Here is a 16956-nt window from a genome sequence, read left to right as displayed (position 1 = left end):
AAGTTACTCTCCCAGAAAGATTACTTCGGTTTCCAATTCAACTTGGAACGTATCATATACTTTCTTCTGAATAAATTGGATCAGATCCATATAATCCTGGGCAGTAGCGTGATCCACATTTACGATAAAACCTGCATGCTTCATGGAGATTTCAGCACCTCCAATGCGAGTGCCCTGCAAGTTGCAATCCTGAATCAGTTTCCCTGCAAAATGTCCCTCGGGTCGTTTAAATACACTTCCACAAGAGGGGAATTCAAGCGGCTGCTTGGATTCTCTCAGGAACGTTAATTCCTTCATTTTGCTCGCAATATCTTCCTTGTTTCCTTTTTTGAGCCCGAATTCGGCCTCCAGTATGATATAGTGATCCATTTTGAAGAGACTATTTCGATAACCAAACTTCATCTCCTCTCGCGGGATCTCCAACACTGTACCGTCTTTGGTGATCACAGTCGCACGTTCAACAACATCGGCGATCTGACCGCCATAAGCACCGGCATTCATGTAAAGTGCGCCCCCCGTGCTGCCGGGAATACCGCAAGCAAACTCCAAACCGGTCAAGCTATGCTCCAAAGCAAGCCTGGAGACATCAATGATATCAACGCCGCTCTGCGCAATCATGCTGTCCTCACTCACTTTAATTTGATCGAAGTGGCTAAGAGAAATCGTTACTCCCCGGATGCCCCCGTCTTTAATAATGACGTTTGAGCCTTTCCCAATAACCGTCAGAGGTAACTGATGTAAGTTGGCAATTTCCACGATTTTAGTGATTTCGTCTATCGTTGTTGGATGGATGAGAATATCTGCGTTGCCACCTATTTTAATAAACGTATGATTTTTTAGCGGTTCATTGAATTTCACTTTTTCCAAAGGTATCTGATGCTCAAAAATATTCATGATTTTCTCTCCCTGAATTCATAAAGAAATGATTGCACCATCGCGAAAATGAGATGCTCCTTCTTTATTATATGCTAAATAGGAGATTTTGTTTGAAATTATGTTGTTTTCATTATAATTAATCGTATTCTCTTTAGATTTTGAACTTTTCCGTGAGCTCCTGCATGGAAGCAAGCCGTTGCTTTGTTGCCGCAACTACATGATTATGAGAGTTCTATGTCTGTTTGAGTCAGCTTGGCCGATAGCTCCCATAAACGAATAGCTTGCTCAGGGTCGATAGCATACTTCTTGACCCCGTAGAAACCTCCATCCTCTGGAGCCATTTCACTGATGTCACAATCCTCGCAGTAGACACCGCCTTTTCCCTCAAGCTGAGGTGAAGTTGCTGCCCAGACTTGCGTTGCTGCCCCCTGCTCAGGTGTTTTGAACGCAGGGTTGGCCACTTGTCCAGATTCATCAATCCAGCCCAGAGCAATCATTTCCTCTTTTGGCATATGACGCTGTAGTGGTGTCATAATTCCGCCTGGATGAACGGAGAAAGCCCGTACTCCGTGCTCCGCACCTCGACGATCAAGCTCAACGCTGAATAAAATCGTTGCTGTTTTGGACTGTCCATAGGCAGGGAATTTCTCATAGCCATGTTCATATTGGATGTCATCCCAACGAATCGGTGAGAAATGATGTCCCGCTGATGCCAAGGAAACAACACGTGCTCCCCCCTGACTTGCAAGTGCTGGCCATAACAGATTAGTCAGGGCAAAGTGGCCCAGATGATTGGTTGCAAATTGAGCTTCCCAGCCAGGACCAACCCGCGTCTCCGGGCAAGCCATGATGCCCGCATTAAGAATCAGCATGTCAATGTTCCGATCACTCGCCAGAAACCGCTCGGCAAAAGCACGAACGCTGGATAAATCAGCGAGGTCCAATGCATCTATTTCAACACCTTCCAGACCAGAAAGTGCTTCCTTCGCAACCGCTGGACGACGCGCAGTCACCACTACACGGGCTCCCGCGTTAACAAGCGCACGTGTCGTCTCCAACCCGAGGCCGGAATATCCACCCGTTACAATAGCAAGCTGTCCTGACAAGTCCAGATCTCTCAATACATCTTCCGCTGTACTGTTATGATTGAAGCCAGAGCCCATTTTATGTTGTAAAGTTCTAGTATTATTTTCCTGTGTCATTCTGTTCATCTCCTTTGGGATCGTTGCTGATGCTAGTCTACACCTTAGAGCGTACTCTAAGTCAAATGGAAGTGAATACATCACCTCGCAACTTCTCCATGTAATCTGCAAAAGTAAAAAAAGCCGCCAGTTGGCGACTTTCGTTGAAAAGATTATGGTCATCTAAGTTACGAATCACCCTGAACGGTGGATAACGAAACAAGGACCGGGCTGGCGAAATCAGAGGCCTCTTCTCCTTTTGGATTATGAAGACGGAATAGAAATGCGTCCCCTTCTTCTGATTTCCAGACCATATAATCACTAATTCCTTCTTCACCTGAGGCCTGAAGATAGAGCTCGGCATAACCAAGCGGGTGTTCTACCAGTTCTCCACTATAATCGGATACCTTACCGGTTTTTTCTAATTCTTCTTTACCCGCTGTCTCCAATTCTGCCAGATTATAATCCGAAGGCAGTGGTTCAATATCCACATAATAGTCACCGTTACTAGTCAGTGACAGACGGCCTTGAGCAGCATCAAATGTGAATTTCTCGAATACGTACAAGGAAAATTCTCCTCCTTGTTGTAAGGTCGCCTCTAGTGATTGATTGCCATCTGCGGTCAACATTTCAAAACTTTCGGTCTGTGGACGCTTCGTTTCATTCGCTTCTTCTGTTCCACCTACTGGCATTGATGGTTCCGGGATAGCCGAAGGTTCATTACTACCAGAGCAAGCTGCAAGTGTTAGAACTATAACGATTAACGAGATGCTCATCATAATAGAACGTGGTTGAATCATCAGGTTCATTCCTCCCTGTCTATATTCTGCGCTTACATGTTATTACCCATGGCAGAGACTCGGAACCCATAGGTCCAACCTATGAGTTTATCCATAATCAGTATTTCCCTTGATCCCTTCCAGTTTGTAAAATATGGAGAAAACCTCAAGGAGTGATGAGCACATGGAATTCTCAGTAAAGCAGCTGTTTGATAAAGTAGCCCAAGATTATGATGTGCAGCGAAAGCAGCTTATCCCTTGTTTTGATGATTTTTATGGAATGGCTCTGGATCTAATGGAAAGCCCGCTCGATTCTCCACGTATTCTTGATCTGGGTGCAGGAACGGGACTGCTCTCCGGATTGGTCCTGCAAAAGTATCCCAACGCGCGATTAACCCTGATCGATATTAGTGATCAAATGCTCGAAGGAGCACGTCGAAGGTTTGCTGATGCAAACCAAGTACAGTATGTGATCGGGGATTACTCCAAGTACGATTTCACCAGTTCCTACGATATGATTATTTCCTCCCTGTCCATTCACCATCTGACCCACGCTGACAAGAAAAAGGTGTTTGATTCTGTACATAAGCTGTTAGAACGAGGCGGATGCTTCATCAACGCAGATCAGGTTCAGGGAAGAACCCCCGATACGGAGACCTATTACCGCAAGCGCTGGTTAGAAGCGATTCAACAAAGTGGTTTGTCTGAGGAAGCCATCTCGGCTTCGATCGAAAGACGCAAGGTGGATATCAATGCCACGTTGGAGGATCAATTGATGTGGTTGGAGGAAGCGGGGTTTCGCGTGGCAGACTGCATGTACAAGTACTTGGACTTTGCAGTGTTTTATGCGCAAAAATAAAAAAAGACCGGATTATGAGCAAGCTATGCCGTAATCCAGTCTTCTCCCATATTTTTCATTCTAAATCACTTATTTCAGCGACGCTGGCAGCTTAACGCCGAGAAGTTTGCCTTCGGCTTGGATGATGATCATTCCGTTTGTCTTCAACGTCGTGCTGTGCAGATCTCCACCGGTGGAGACGCGGAAGACCGACTGACCCGACATCATGTTGAGGACAAGCAGTGTGCCGTTACGTTGCGCTCGATACATCCCTTTGCCGTAAACATCAATCTGAGAAACGGGGGCATCACCATGCCACTGGACCTCTTGACCATTAGCCAGCTTAATGCCTGTGAGTTCTCCCGTGTTGTCGTTTTTGAAGATCAACCTTTCCTGTGTAATGCCAAGCCACACCATATTTTCTCCGTAAGGGCGCTGAAAAGTTCGAAGTGGCGCGGGACCCGGCTTGGTTGAGGTCAACGGATACTCCGCTATATTATCCCCTTGTAAAATGTATAGTTTGTCTTTATTGGAAAATATCCCTCCATACCCATTCACATACGGTGGATCCCCCGGCATGGTCCACTTATACTCCTGACTTCCTTTTAACACACCGGTCTCCAGATTGTACGCATTCACTTTCCATTTGCGTTCTGGTGAAGACTCGTCATTTTCCAACATCGAAGAATAGTAGTCCGCTGAGTATACAAGACCGTCTTTGATCTGAATAGCTTCCCCCTGACCAAAATGACCCCATAACTTCTTGCCCGTTTTCTTGTCATATGCATTAAGCTGTAAGGATGTAAGTGCCCCTTGAACGAAAAAGGTTCTCAGCACCACACCATTAGATTCTCTCAGATACTCAGTACCATTACCTTCACCTAATGGTTCATCTGCTTCCCAGCGCAGTTTGCCTGACTGGATATCCAGTGCAAACGTTGTACTCCCCTTAATCACGTAGAGGGTATCCACCGTTGGAATCAGAGCTTCCGTACGGTTATACGTATCAATCCAGGTGGATGTGCCTGACTGCCATTTTGCAATGCCTGTCTTCGCATTCAAGGCATATGGCTTGTGATCAATGGTCAGTCCGTAGAGAATCCCGCTTTGATAGGTAATATAAGGAGTCAGTTCTTTGCCGTAAGTCCACAACCGTTTACCTGTTGTCGCATCAAGTGCAATCAGCTTTGATCCAGCAAACGTGAATACTTTTCCTTCTTCTGCGATGGCATTAACTCCAACATACGTCTCGTTCATATTCAGATAGTTATCTACTTTTGCTGTCCAAGAAGGTTTCAGTTCAGGTACCGTGATTCGTTGATACGAATACCAGTTACGGATGGATACATCCGATGCTTCAGCATGTGCCTGCGATGGCAACACGCCGATAACGCCGTGAACCATCAGCATTCCGGCAGTAAGGCCTGCAATGATGGGTCTTCCTGCTCTTCTTTTCCATTGCATAGTTGTTTGACGTTTATGTCTATTGATCATAGATAGTGATTCCTCCAGTTGAAAAATTAGCCTTATATATAACTACATAAACATAACGTGTGGTGGGTCCAAATAGTTACCATATTGTTAAATTATTCAAATAAAATATCAAAAAAGCCGCCACCAGGCGACTTCTTGATAACTGTATTTTTTCGGTGATAAGTTGCGAACGTGACTCATTAATGAAGTTTCTGCTTTACTTTAGTTGGATCTGGAATACATCACCGGCATCCCCACCAAAAACGATAAAACCACTTTTCGGGAGCTTCGTCGATTCCTGATTGGTTGCTACAGAGAAGTCAACCATTTCCCCTTTATCATTATACACTGCATAACCTCCGGTCTTCGGAGAATCCACCGTGATGGATTTGTTACCCGATCGGGCATCGATCGCATACCACCGGGCTTGACCGTTTGCCGGAATAGTTGTAATTCCTTTCTTTCCACCAAAGATTGGAGTAATCGCATCCTCGGCAATGTATTCCTGCCCATCCTGGAGCATAATCTCGGCGCCATTCTTCGTGTAAAATTTAAGATCAAACGCGTCTCTTCCATTCATCACAGGAATCTCGGCGATATTCTCTGCGTTGTTCGCATCCATAATTTGCGTGCCATTAGCATAGCCATTTTTGGCATCAACGGAAAGGTTCTTGATCAGCATCGATGGAAGCAGATAAAAGATCGATGTTATTTTTTCATCCAACGCGTAATATTTCGAGCCGTCACGAGCTGTCCATTTCTCTTTTGTTGCTACATCCAGTGCATTATGATCCAGTTTTTGATAATCATACGTGTTCATTACCGTTTGGCCTATGCCGGGTAACGTAATCATGCCCTGAACTTTAACATACACCTTGTCATTACGTTCCTTCACAAAGCTAGCTTTTACACTGCCATCCGCACTTGTAAAATGTTCGTCGCCTGTGTACACATAGGTCTGCTCAGGAATAATTCCTCCCAGCAAGGCAGGCAGTTGCATCTCACCATCATTGATCTTTATGTCCAGCGTTGCACCTACCGTACCATACAGACCTGAGTAAGCATTCAACTTCGTCGGCATCTTCACTTTGACAGGTGGTGAGAATTTCTGATCAGGCTGAACATCGTCGATGATGCCCTGATCCTCCAGAACGTCCAGCAGCACTTTGCTGGCAAACATCTGATTGTAGACGGAAGATCCGCCAGAGGATAGAACCGCCATTGAAATATCATGTTCCGGTATGGTGATTAACACGGCATGATATAGCATGGTGTCTCCGCCCTTGGCAAGCGCGGTAATCCCATAATCGCTGAACGGTGCAAGGTCAACCGCGTCCCAGCCCAAGCCATAATTGATCGTATTTTGTTCATCTGATACCCATATGCCATTACGATATTCATGAGATTGCATGGCCTTCACAGCAGATTCGGACAGAATATCCGGTCTGTTCCCCATTAAAACCTCTCCGAATTGACTCAATTCTTCTGCGGTAGAGTACACTCCGCCGGTGCCGATAATGTTAGCATTTTCGGTAGGCATCTTCATCTCAAGTGTAGGCCAATAGGTTTCGGATAACTGTGCTCTGTCAAAGGAATCTAGTGGTGTCTTCGTTGATTCCAACTTCAACGGCTCGCTGATATACTTGGCGATATATTCGCTGTAGCTCAAACCACTCACCCGTTCAACCAGGATTTCAAGCAATTGAAAACCGTCATTGGCGTAGACGGAGTATGCGCCAGGTTTGGATTTCAGTTTTTCGGACTGAAGCTTGAGCAATAACTCATCATGATTGCGGGTGTCGTTATCGTCAAACAACATGCTGTTTCCATAATGTGTACCGTAAAGACCGGATGAATGATTCATCAACATGCGTGGTGTGATTTGAGTATATCGCGCATCTGCCATTTTAAATTCTTTGATATACGAAGTAAGCGGCTCATCAAGATCTACTTTACCGGAATCGACCAGCTTCATAGCGGCTGCTGTAACAACCATTTTGCTAACCGAGCCTATGCCATACATGCTATCCGTGTCTATTGGCTTCTGTGATGCCTTATCGTGCAATCCGACACTATCTGATAAAATATATTCCCCTTCATCCATGATCGCATATTGCACACTGGTGACACCGTAGGTTTGCACCATCTCCTTGGCGATCTGCTCCGCCCGTGCCTCAATCGTTGCACTGTTATTCACCTCTGCGCTGACAGATGTCAGCGGCGTAATTACAAGCACCGCTGTACATAAAAGACTAATTAATTTCTTCATCCTATGTCCTCCCTCAAATGTTCTTATGAATGAATTCATCATATCCGGGAAGAGACTGTTCGAACGCAAACGGACCCTGAATGGAAAAAAACAACCCCTGAATGGTAGATTCAGGGGTTGTCGGTGTGGAACGGAAGTACGACCATGTTGTTAAATTTCCGATGCTGATGCTCAATACTCATATGTCCACCATATTTCTCGCACATTCTCGATATATTGGTTAGACCGATCCCATGGTACTCCGGATTGGGCTTGTCACTTTTCAAGTCAACTATCGGTTGCTCCACATGATTCATAATCTGGATGACAAGTGCAGATGATGTGGAGTGAATGGCAATCAGGATATATCGATCCTCGGCTTGTCTGACCTTCTTGGAAGCCTCGATCGCATTATCGAGCATGTTACCGAGCACCACGCACAGATCATATCGATCAATCTGCACATGTTGCGAGTGAAGCTGGATTTTGGTGTCGATTTTGATCCCGTTTGCCTGCCCCATAGCCAAGGTATTTGTAACGAGTGCATCAATGACTAGATTGCCGGAGTTCACCCGCTGGTAAGCACCTTCAATCGTATTCAGTGTAGACTTGATATGGTCACCTGCCGCCGCCAGTTCGTTACGTTGGATACATTCATCAATATACAGAAACTGCTGGTTAATATCATGGATGATGCTTTTAATGTTTTTGAAACTGTGAACGGTCTTCTCATAGTTGGCATCCTGATGATCCATCTGACGCTGTAACTGGGCATTTGCATGCACAAGCTGTACCTTTTCCACCATATTATCGAACACATAGACTATGAACACATTGAGAAAAAGAGAGCCCAGTACAGAAAAGACGTAAAATATGTTCTTTTCACTGTATATGGAGGCCACATTGATCTGATAGATCGTAATGATCGGTACGATGAGAAACAGCAAATAATACCGATAGTGAACGGCAAAACTTCTACGTTTGGCGACGAGACGGACAACTTGAATGACAACGAACATGATGCTGCAACCAAGCAGCATAACCTTGGAGAGAACCCAGTGGTCTTCTCCGTTAAACTGATCCATTGAACTGTAATCCGCGGATTCCAGAACACCGAGAATATATACAGCGATGGCATTTGCCATAGTAATTAGAACCCCATACAGGATGGTAAAAACAAGCTTGATTTTAAACTCTACTTCATAGGATTGTGCCAGACTGAAGATTAATAGCAGAGCAACCGCAGTGGAACCAATATCAGAGAAGGAAGAAACCCAATAAAAATAACCCAACATGACAAATACCAAGAAATAGATCGCTCTACGCGGTTTACGGTTGGACTTGCCCAACACAGAATCAAAATAAAAATTCGCCTGAAATGCCATAAGTAAAGTCACGAAGAAGATAGAAAATATCATATACGTATCCATGTCATTGAATCCTCATAATCATGTATTTGGTATAGGCATCCTTGACTTCCTTGACCTTGGAGCGACCTATGGGCAGTTCCGTTCCATTCAACATGACGACTTGGGTGCCGGAAAACTTCTGAACATGCATCAGGTTAATGATAATTGAGCGATGAATCTGCAAGAAACCATGGTCTTTCAAACCGGTAGCGTAGCTGGATAAAATGCCTTTGGTCTCATATACATTTTCCTGAGTCACAAAATTCAACTTGTTCTTGATCGTTAAACTTTTGACGACCTCAATCCAGAGAATATCATCATATTTCAAAAGCAGTTCATCATAATCTGATTTGATTAATATATACTTTTTGTCCAATGCCTGAAAATATTGACACAGCTTAATCATCTTTTCCTCGAAAACTTGCGGCTGAATTGGCTTGATCAGATATTGAAAGGTCATGACATCAAAGCTCTCCACCATATATTCCGGGTAACTGGTCAGAAACATAATCTGTACATCCAGAAACTTCATGTTCCTGATCTCTTTAGCGGTCTGAATCCCGTTCATTCCGCCCATCTCGACATCCAAGATGAGAATATTGAATGTATCCCCAACCTCCCTGTAGTGCGAGAGCAGTTGTTCACCAGATGTGAATAGGCTAATTTGAAAATCAAAATTGGTTTTTAGAGATAAGGAGACCAGCATCGATTTAACACGTTCTCGCTGCTGCTCCTCATCATCACAGATTGCAATATTGAACATGGGGGAACATCCGCCTTTCATCGACATCGACTCTGAATTTCACTCTCGAATATACTATTTTAGCATAGGTTTGGGAGTCGAATTGGGATGAAATGCATTATTCCGACCCTCAAACGCAGATCAACAAAAAAAGTCGCCACATTGGCGACTCTTGAACTTGAAACCTTCTCCAGCCATTTCTATGAAAAGTGCGGTCTGTTATTCTGATTTTTTGGGCACAGCGTGGCGGTAATATCGTATTACCTTGCGATACATCGTCTTGTCCTTTAATTGATTGAATATATATGGGTCAGGTTTGACATTCACCTCAATAATCCAGGGTTTCAGACTGTGGTCAAGGCCGATATCTACACCAATTTGCTTAAGATGCGGGTACTTTTTTTTCATATGACGAGCTATGCGCAGGCTAAGCTCATTCATCTCCTGAACCAGTTCATTCCTGCGTTTAGTGGATGCATGTGATTGTAGCAGCTTGTGAATATCCATCGGTGTACCACCACTATGATAATTGGTTACGATTTTCTTTGGATGACCCAGTCGGCCGATGATTCCGGTAGCTTCCCACTGTTTGGTCGGGCTTAGCTGTATCATGACTCGGATGTCAAAACGTCTGTTATTATGCTTAAGCAGATGGATTCCTCTCTGAATCAGATAACTTCTTTTATTCACCAGACGAGTCAGACTGTTATAAAACGATTCAAAGCTGTCAAACGTCAGGCGTTTTTGCTCTATCTGATAGACAAAATGTTGCTGACTTTCCATCTCTGCCTTAATAACACCCATCCCGAAAGTACCTCTCTCGGGTTTGACATAGACCATTCCATATTTGCTGATCATGGATTTCAGATTCGTCTTGTTATATTTCTGTGTGTCGGGGATAAACGGTTTAATTAATTCATTATTAATGATCAATTTTGTTTTTAACCACTTGCTTCTTAACGGCTGCAACTTATCAACTCCCATGTCGTAAACTCTCCCTTCAGCAACCGAATCAAAGCCTGCTGTTTGATCAAGATCCTGCAAGCATTATATGTAATACCGATAAAGGAACCCTCAACAAAAGCCCCTATTCGTAAAAATGTATATTTGCACATGCCCTGACCAAAACACTTTTGCACACATACCATATAATGAGTCATCACGATTTGTGCAAGGAGTTGAGAAGATGTCCGTCCTGCCTGGAATCCGGTTGAATAATGCGCCTAAGATTGATGTTCTTATACCAGCGATCGAGAAAGATTTGGCTACCCTTCCCCTCGTCATCGATAACATTCGCCGTTATGTAAAACATCCCATTGGAAGCATATATATTGTTTCTCCGGTCAGCACCAAAATCAGAAAACTCTGTTCCCTTAAAAACTGCATTTTTGTTAATGAGCGATCCGTCCTGCCTATAACCAAAAACGACATACACTACCAGTCCTCCCGATGGAATCGGTCAGGCTGGTTATATCAGCAGCTGCTCAAAATGAACGGAGATTCCATTGTGAAGGCAAAGTACTTTCTAGTCATGGATGCAGATACCGTACTGATTAAACCTCATTCATTTCTTGTAGAAGGCAAAACAGTCTTTTACTGCCGTGACTGGAGCCAGCCGGAATATTTCAATACCTACCGCAAGTTGTTAGGCATGAAAGCTCCGCGTCCCCGCTCTTTTGTCACTCATTATATGCTGTTCGACAAATCGAAACTCGCTGCCTTAAAACAGAAAATTGAAGCGGCTCATAAGCTGCCATGGTACAAAGCGATCATCTCCAATATCAATAAGAAGAAACAGTTTGGTTTCTCCGAGTATGAAACGTATGCCAATTTTATGTATACGAAAAACCCAGGCAGCATGGTCCTTAGAAGTTCCATGAATAAAAGTCTGAATGTGAACGCTTCTTCGTTAAAAGAGCAACAAATCCGTAATCTGGCTCTTAAATATCGTTCTCTTTCCTTTCATAAACGGAAAATCTATAGTAAAGCTCCCTGAGCTTAAGGAGGAAGCCCATGCATATCGTACTGCTGTGCGGTGGCTCTGGCAAAAGGCTCTGGCCGTTATCCAATGAGCTTCGCTCCAAGCTGTTCATAGATATACTTCCATCACCCGCTGGAGGTAGGGAATCCATGATCAGCAGAGTATGCCGCCAGCTTGACAGTTCATGCCTAACGGATTCAACACTCATTATTTCACATCAGGACCAGGCTAATATTACGGCTCGACATACTCAAGGCAAAATACCAGTCATCGGGGAACCTTATAAACGAGGCACTTTTACTGCGGCGGCCTTAGCGACCTTATATCTGCAATCCTTCCGAATGGCCAAAGATGACGATGTGATCTGTATCGCGCCAGCTGATGTGTTCGCAGGTGAAGATTTTTTCAGCAACTTCCAATTACTGCCGGACATATTGAAACATTCTCAAGCCGATATCGCTTTAATTGGGACAAGGCCTACACATGCTTCAGAACAGTATGGATACATCCTGCCGGGTGGGCAAGAACGTAATGTTTATGCGCCCATAACACAATTTATAGAAAAACCCGAAGCCACCATTGCTGAAACTCTGCTACAACGTGGGGCACTATGGAACTGCGGTGTGTACGCATTCACCGTCGCGTTTATGATATCCCATATTAAAAAAATGGGGCTTCCGGTTCATTATGATCAATTGTCGTCCCTGTATGAAGCGTTGCCTGAACGAAGTTTTGACAAGCATGTTGCAGAGAAGGCACAGCGGGCCGTAGTCCTGCCTTATAAGGGATTATGGCAGGATATCGGAAGCTGGGATACGCTGTGCGCACAGTTAGATACACATGTAATCGGACACGGTGGAATCTCGGGTTCTTCCTCCAATTCCTATATTATTAACGAGCTTCCCTACCCCATCCAAGTCATTGGCGTGCCAGGTATTATCGCTGCCGCAAGTCCGGATGGCATTCTCATTGCCAACAAAAATAATTCAAATGAAATTAAAGCGCAATTGGGTAGCTTGCCATTAAAACCGATGTATGGTGAAGCAACCTGGGGCAGTTATCGTGTCATTGAGAGTTCGTTAGAAGATGAGAATACAACTGTAACCACATTAAACATAACGGTTCTACCGGGCAAACATATCGGGTTGAACTGGCATAGAACTGGGTGTAGAGCATGGACCGTGCTTGCAGGCAGTGGGCAAGTGCTTGTCAACGGAAAGGTCATGCAAGTGAATATGGGCAATCAGTTCGCGATTACCAAGGAGAGTCTCTTTTCTATTCTGGCTGAAGCCAGGATGGTGATCCTTGAGGTCCGGATCGGAGTAACAGAGGATAAAGACAACATACTTTTTGAAGAAGAAGATTGGAATGTAATCCTAAAAAGTGCAGGTTCATCTAACGCTTAATGGGAAAATGAACCGATTCATTCTGCATGTCTTATAGCCCCTTCCATTCGCGGAAGGGGCTCATTGGCATATTTAAGGGAAACCTGACACTTCTTCTCCCTATATCTTAGTTAAACAACTTGCGAAGTTCCTCTACTTCCAGACGTGCAACTGGCTGGTAAGCGGAACTTTGTACATAACGCTGGAAGCTGTATAACAACTGTCTGCCCTCCAATGTAGTCATCAGACGCTCCAGATTCAGCGCTCCCATCAGCACTCTCCCCTTCCGGACCCGACACTCCATCAACAAGCCGAGCTTGTGGTTTCGCTCAAAATTGTCAATGGTCTGCACGATCGGCGTAATTTCTGGCCCAAGTTCATCCAAAATCATCGAGGACGAGTTGGATACGATATTCCACCACGGATAGGTCGAGTAATCTTCCGTGACAAAATGTTCGAATGCTGGATGATCCCTCTGAATCAACAATCCCATTGTGCCCACGGGAACCTCTCTTTTCATATTCTCTGATATGGAACGAAACATAGGATAAGACCAGAAATCGGTGCTATAGAAACCTTGAATCGCATGTTGAATCTGGTCGGGATTTGGGAAAAGCATGATATCCTCTCCCTGCTCTAGCAACACCAGCGCTGCTTCGGAAAGTTCGGTAAAGAGATTTAATCCGGTCAATTCCACGTCCAGTTGGCTCGGATAGATCCACAGGTCGTAAGACTTACGGATATCCGTACCCGGAATGGACAGTCTAAGCTCCACTTTGGTCATATTGGAGACCTCAGGAATGCGAATGCTGAGATCCGCGACATTCACATAATGTTCTCCATGGGTCGCTGGCAGGTCTGCTTTCCCTTCCAATAGGACGCTTCCTTCGATCTGCTCGCTTTGAATTTCCCACTTCAATTGAAGTCCATCCAATGCTTGTCTCCGGAAGTAACTTAGTTCAATGCGTGCTTCGAACAATTCACCCGCTTGATAATTATATTTGGGGAATCTCGCCAACAACACAGCGTCGGAACAAAACGTTCTCCACTCCTCAGGTGTAATCATGCCTTTGGAATCCATGAATGCGTCCAGTACACCCACAAGCGCTGTTCCCTGACCACTGAAATCCTGGAGATCCAGCAGTTGGAACCCGGCTAGTTGCTGCGAACGAAAAGCAGCTTCCAGTTCTTCCTTGTAACATGCGACCGCGAGTTTACCAGAGGCTCTGAAGTATGCTTCCGCCAGATGTCCCAGCCCTTTGGCATTCAGACGCTCTCGAAATACTTCGAAATTCTTGGCTTTGAGAGAACCCGTATACTTGTTGATCTCCTCGAAATTAGGAAACGTGGCGTACTGTCCAATTTCATGCGAGATGATTGGTACGTGTGAGACAAGTTGGTCACTTCCAGCTTCGGCCTGCACTGTTTTGGAACCTGTCCCATACTGAATCTGAATCTCTTTGTCCCCAGTCTGACCAGAAGGGTCAGCATCGCTGCCTTGCTCAGGTACAATGTTTGAATCGTAATCTTTCAATGTATTTGGCAGGTCGGTCTGCACGTGACCAAGCGGAGCATCACACATCGCATATGAACCTCTAAACAGGCGTTCTTTCGAGAAACGAACCCCGCAGAAGAATTCACTTTCCTCCAAAATGTCCGGCACAAACTGAAAGTTATTCGAACCTTCAGTGTATAGATGACGATGATCATATGCTTTGTATGCCTTCAGGATCGAATTCAATCTGTCCTTGCTTCCCCATAGTTCATTCCCCATGGACATCATGACAAACGAAGGATGATTACCAAAAGCACGCAGCATCGCAAATCCTTCGCTAATCAAGTAATCCTGCTCGGCTTGATTATGCCCATCCGAAGATTCATCCGTAATGGTTCCCCAGAACGGAAGTTCAGGCTCCATGTAGATGCCGAGCAGATCCGCTGCAATAAAAGCAGCCTCCGGAGGACAACAGGTATGGAAACGGTAGTGATTGATACCGTAGGACTTGGAGATAGCGAGAATACGAACCCATTCATCCACATCTGTTGGCGCGTATCCCGTGAGCGGAAAGATCAGCCCGTCATGTTTGCCTCGAAGAAACGTTTTGCGACCATTAATGGTGAATTTGTCTCCGGCAGCCCGGAATTCCCTTAATCCCGTCCATACTTCGGTGGAATCCAGCACTTCGCCGTCCTGATCTTGCAGATGAATATGAAGTTGGTACAGGTTAGGTTCATCATCACTCCATAACATCGCATCTTCGCCAATCTTGTACGTCAGCTGGATTTCCTGCGAATCCGGGGCGAAAATCTGTTCCTCGGTCGTATACACCGGATCTGCACTGACTGCAACAGCCGAAACCACGATTCGTACTTCTTGCAGGTCACCAACAAGTGCTGCCTTGATCTCGAAAGATCGAGTCGCAAGATCGGGATAGACCTGGACATTATCCAGGAAAACACGCTCGAAAAATTGAAGTTCCAATTTCCCGGTGATGCCGTTCCAATTCGTCTGCGTGTCTTCGGATGTAAGGTGACCACCTTTGGTTGGATAATTGGTATTGTCCACTCGAATGGTAATGGTATGAGTCCCGGCGGTTAGCCCTGCCTCAATCTCGTAACGGTGAGGTGTGTTCAGACTGTTTTGTGTTCCGCATTCCACCCCATCAATCCAGACTGTGGTAACTCTTGTTCGTTCCAGATGCAAGAAGCAACATTTGCCAGCCAACTGTTCGGGAATTTCAATCTCTCGTGAAAACCAGGCATAACCCTCAAATAAGTACTCATCCGTCAGCGCACCGATTAACACATTCTCGTTTTTCTTGCCCTTGGCCGCATGAGAAGTAGTATTTGGCAATGTAATAACGTCTGAGAAATTCAGACCACGTTCCACCTTATGTTCATCGAGTTGGAGTTTCCATATGCCTTCCAGATTTAATGCAGCTATCATGATAGTGTCCCCTTTTAGATTCATATAATCGATAAAAGTAATCGCTTCCAATGAACAGAAATCGTTTTCGAAAATCATACCTGTATTATAAACTCGATTGACGCCCCTCGCATAGATTATTTTACAAATAAAAAAGTCGCCAAGACTGGCGACATCTTATGGATACTATCCTGTATCCTGAACAATTTTAAAATATGGTGGGAACCATGCCCCCGTCCATCCGGATGGGAGAGCCTCTGAAGGCTGAAGCATCTGGGCTGCATACAAATGCAGCGAGTCTGCCTATTTCACTTGGCTTGATGAATCGCTGTAATTCGGACTGTGGCAGATTACTCTTCATAAAATCTTTCTCTTTTTCCTCGAAAGTCAACGTCTCATCAGGATATATGCCCTCAATAATTTCTTGTACGTTTTCAGACAGTGTCGGTCCTGGCAGGATCGTATTAATGGTAACCTCGGTCCCTGCTGTCAGTTTGGACAAACTTTTGGATAATGACAACAGCATTGACTTGGTCATGCAATACTGGGGCATCTGGCCTGAAGGCATAAGGGCTTCTTCACTTGCGATGAAAATAATACGCCCGTCATTGTTCTTCACCATTTTAGGTAAATAAAATTGAGACAAGCCATTGGCAGCAAGTACATTAGTACGGAAATATTTCTCCCACACTTCATCATTTATGTCTTCATAACTCATGATTTCATATATCCCCATGTTATTGATTAATATATCAACTTCAGGAAATTTCTCGAATAAAGCTTGGCGTTGCGCCAGATCCACAAGATCAGCGGTAGCCTTTTGCGGAGAGGTCTTTGGAAAAGTGGACTTGATTTCAAGAACTGTTCGTTCCACCTCTTCATCATTACGTCCATTAATGAGAACATTTACTCCTTCTCGGGCGAGTTCTATAGCAATCGCTTTACCGATCCCTTTTGTTGATCCTGTAACTAAAGCTGTTTTCTCTTTTAGTCCCATATCCATCCTGCATTTCTCCTTCATGATTACAACTATCCGGCAGCTGTTTCTTGACCATTGCCGACAGCTTCATACACCGGATAGATATAATATTAAGCAGTCTGAAGAGTCTAGTAACTAG

At 44.7% G+C, this 16956-nt stretch carries 13 protein-coding genes; 3 read left to right on the top strand and 10 right to left on the bottom strand.

Annotation, left to right across the window (positions count from 1 at the left end; genetic code table 11):
• Positions 1 to 3 precede the first annotated feature (3 nt).
• The 3 genes from murB to MKZ13_RS14570 all read right to left on the bottom strand — a co-directional run bounded on the left by murB (position 4) and on the right by MKZ13_RS14570 (position 2857).
• Positions 4 to 894, bottom strand: a complete 891-nt coding sequence (gene murB / locus MKZ13_RS14580) for a UDP-N-acetylmuramate dehydrogenase (RefSeq protein WP_101313699.1) — start codon at positions 892 to 894, stop codon at positions 4 to 6.
• 203 nt (positions 895 to 1097) lie between these two features.
• Positions 1098 to 2078, bottom strand: coding sequence for an SDR family NAD(P)-dependent oxidoreductase (locus MKZ13_RS14575; RefSeq protein ID WP_339184950.1), 981 nt, complete (start codon positions 2076 to 2078; stop codon positions 1098 to 1100).
• A 167-nt stretch (positions 2079 to 2245) separates the two neighbouring features.
• Positions 2246 to 2857 carry a hypothetical protein gene (locus MKZ13_RS14570; RefSeq protein WP_339184949.1) on the bottom strand — a complete coding sequence of 204 codons (612 nt, stop codon included), beginning with the start codon at positions 2855 to 2857 and terminating at the stop codon, positions 2246 to 2248.
• Positions 2858 to 3020: 163 nt separating this feature from the next.
• Here MKZ13_RS14570 and MKZ13_RS14565 point away from each other — a divergent pair, with 163 nt between their 5' ends.
• The gene (locus tag MKZ13_RS14565) at positions 3021 to 3695 is read left to right on the top strand and encodes a methyltransferase domain-containing protein (RefSeq protein WP_339184947.1); all 675 of its coding nucleotides are present in this window, start codon (positions 3021 to 3023) and stop codon (positions 3693 to 3695) included.
• Between the two features lie 69 nt (positions 3696 to 3764).
• Here the strand turns inward: MKZ13_RS14565 and MKZ13_RS14560 are convergent, their stop codons facing one another.
• From MKZ13_RS14560 to MKZ13_RS14540, 5 genes are all read right to left on the bottom strand, one after another.
• A complete protein-coding gene (locus MKZ13_RS14560) occupies positions 3765 to 5168 on the bottom strand; it encodes a PQQ-binding-like beta-propeller repeat protein (RefSeq protein ID WP_339184945.1) in 1404 nt (467 codons plus the stop codon).
• Between the two features lie 196 nt (positions 5169 to 5364).
• Positions 5365 to 7416, bottom strand: coding sequence for a serine hydrolase domain-containing protein (locus MKZ13_RS14555; RefSeq protein ID WP_339184943.1), 2052 nt, complete (start codon positions 7414 to 7416; stop codon positions 5365 to 5367).
• A 110-nt stretch (positions 7417 to 7526) separates the two neighbouring features.
• Positions 7527 to 8825 carry a GHKL domain-containing protein gene (locus MKZ13_RS14550; protein ID WP_339184941.1) on the bottom strand — a complete coding sequence of 433 codons (1299 nt, stop codon included), beginning with the start codon at positions 8823 to 8825 and terminating at the stop codon, positions 7527 to 7529.
• 1 nt (position 8826) lies between these two features.
• Positions 8827 to 9567 carry a LytTR family DNA-binding domain-containing protein gene (locus MKZ13_RS14545; protein ID WP_339184939.1) on the bottom strand — a complete coding sequence of 247 codons (741 nt, stop codon included), beginning with the start codon at positions 9565 to 9567 and terminating at the stop codon, positions 8827 to 8829.
• A 198-nt stretch (positions 9568 to 9765) separates the two neighbouring features.
• Positions 9766 to 10530 (bottom strand): YheC/YheD family protein, encoded by a 765-nt coding sequence (locus MKZ13_RS14540; RefSeq protein WP_339184936.1) that lies wholly within the window; start codon positions 10528 to 10530, stop codon positions 9766 to 9768.
• A gap of 202 nt (positions 10531 to 10732) precedes the next feature.
• On the opposite strand from MKZ13_RS14540, the gene MKZ13_RS14535 reads away from it, so the two are divergent.
• Together MKZ13_RS14535 and MKZ13_RS14530 are read left to right on the top strand one after the other, a co-directional pair.
• Positions 10733 to 11542 carry a DUF6492 family protein gene (locus MKZ13_RS14535; protein WP_339184934.1) on the top strand — a complete coding sequence of 270 codons (810 nt, stop codon included), beginning with the start codon at positions 10733 to 10735 and terminating at the stop codon, positions 11540 to 11542.
• A 17-nt stretch (positions 11543 to 11559) separates the two neighbouring features.
• The gene (locus tag MKZ13_RS14530; RefSeq protein WP_339184932.1) at positions 11560 to 12933 is read left to right on the top strand and encodes a sugar phosphate nucleotidyltransferase; all 1374 of its coding nucleotides are present in this window, start codon (positions 11560 to 11562) and stop codon (positions 12931 to 12933) included.
• A gap of 106 nt (positions 12934 to 13039) precedes the next feature.
• Here the strand turns inward: MKZ13_RS14530 and MKZ13_RS14525 are convergent, their stop codons facing one another.
• Both MKZ13_RS14525 and MKZ13_RS14520 read right to left on the bottom strand, forming a co-directional pair.
• Positions 13040 to 15859, bottom strand: coding sequence for a glycoside hydrolase family 2 TIM barrel-domain containing protein (locus MKZ13_RS14525; protein WP_339184929.1), 2820 nt, complete (start codon positions 15857 to 15859; stop codon positions 13040 to 13042).
• 187 nt (positions 15860 to 16046) lie between these two features.
• Positions 16047 to 16841 carry an SDR family NAD(P)-dependent oxidoreductase gene (locus MKZ13_RS14520; RefSeq protein ID WP_339184926.1) on the bottom strand — a complete coding sequence of 265 codons (795 nt, stop codon included), beginning with the start codon at positions 16839 to 16841 and terminating at the stop codon, positions 16047 to 16049.
• Positions 16842 to 16956 lie beyond the last annotated feature (115 nt).

It is taken from the genome of Paenibacillus sp. FSL R5-0701, from assembly GCF_037973995.1.
Lineage (GTDB): Bacteria > Bacillota > Bacilli > Paenibacillales > Paenibacillaceae > Paenibacillus.
This window is presented reverse-complemented; position numbering and strand designations above follow the sequence as displayed.

Bases quoted from the DNA above. Each gene is read 5' to 3' on its own strand.
- murB (WP_101313699.1), bottom strand. From the start codon at position 894: ATGAATATTTTTGAGCATCAGATACCTTTGGAAAAAGTGAAATTCAAT.
- MKZ13_RS14575 (WP_339184950.1), bottom strand. From the start codon at position 2,078: ATGACACAGGAAAATAATACTAGAACTTTACAACATAAAATGGGCTCT.
- MKZ13_RS14570 (WP_339184949.1), bottom strand. From the start codon at position 2,857: ATGATTCAACCACGTTCTATTATGATGAGCATCTCGTTAATCGTTATA.
- MKZ13_RS14565 (WP_339184947.1), top strand. From the start codon at position 3,021: ATGGAATTCTCAGTAAAGCAGCTGTTTGATAAAGTAGCCCAAGATTAT.
- MKZ13_RS14560 (WP_339184945.1), bottom strand. From the start codon at position 5,168: ATGATCAATAGACATAAACGTCAAACAACTATGCAATGGAAAAGAAGA.
- MKZ13_RS14555 (WP_339184943.1), bottom strand. From the start codon at position 7,416: ATGAAGAAATTAATTAGTCTTTTATGTACAGCGGTGCTTGTAATTACG.
- MKZ13_RS14550 (WP_339184941.1), bottom strand. From the start codon at position 8,825: ATGGATACGTATATGATATTTTCTATCTTCTTCGTGACTTTACTTATG.
- MKZ13_RS14545 (WP_339184939.1), bottom strand. From the start codon at position 9,567: ATGTTCAATATTGCAATCTGTGATGATGAGGAGCAGCAGCGAGAACGT.
- MKZ13_RS14540 (WP_339184936.1), bottom strand. From the start codon at position 10,530: ATGGGAGTTGATAAGTTGCAGCCGTTAAGAAGCAAGTGGTTAAAAACA.
- MKZ13_RS14535 (WP_339184934.1), top strand. From the start codon at position 10,733: ATGTCCGTCCTGCCTGGAATCCGGTTGAATAATGCGCCTAAGATTGAT.
- MKZ13_RS14530 (WP_339184932.1), top strand. From the start codon at position 11,560: ATGCATATCGTACTGCTGTGCGGTGGCTCTGGCAAAAGGCTCTGGCCG.
- MKZ13_RS14525 (WP_339184929.1), bottom strand. From the start codon at position 15,859: ATGATAGCTGCATTAAATCTGGAAGGCATATGGAAACTCCAACTCGAT.
- MKZ13_RS14520 (WP_339184926.1), bottom strand. From the start codon at position 16,841: ATGGATATGGGACTAAAAGAGAAAACAGCTTTAGTTACAGGATCAACA.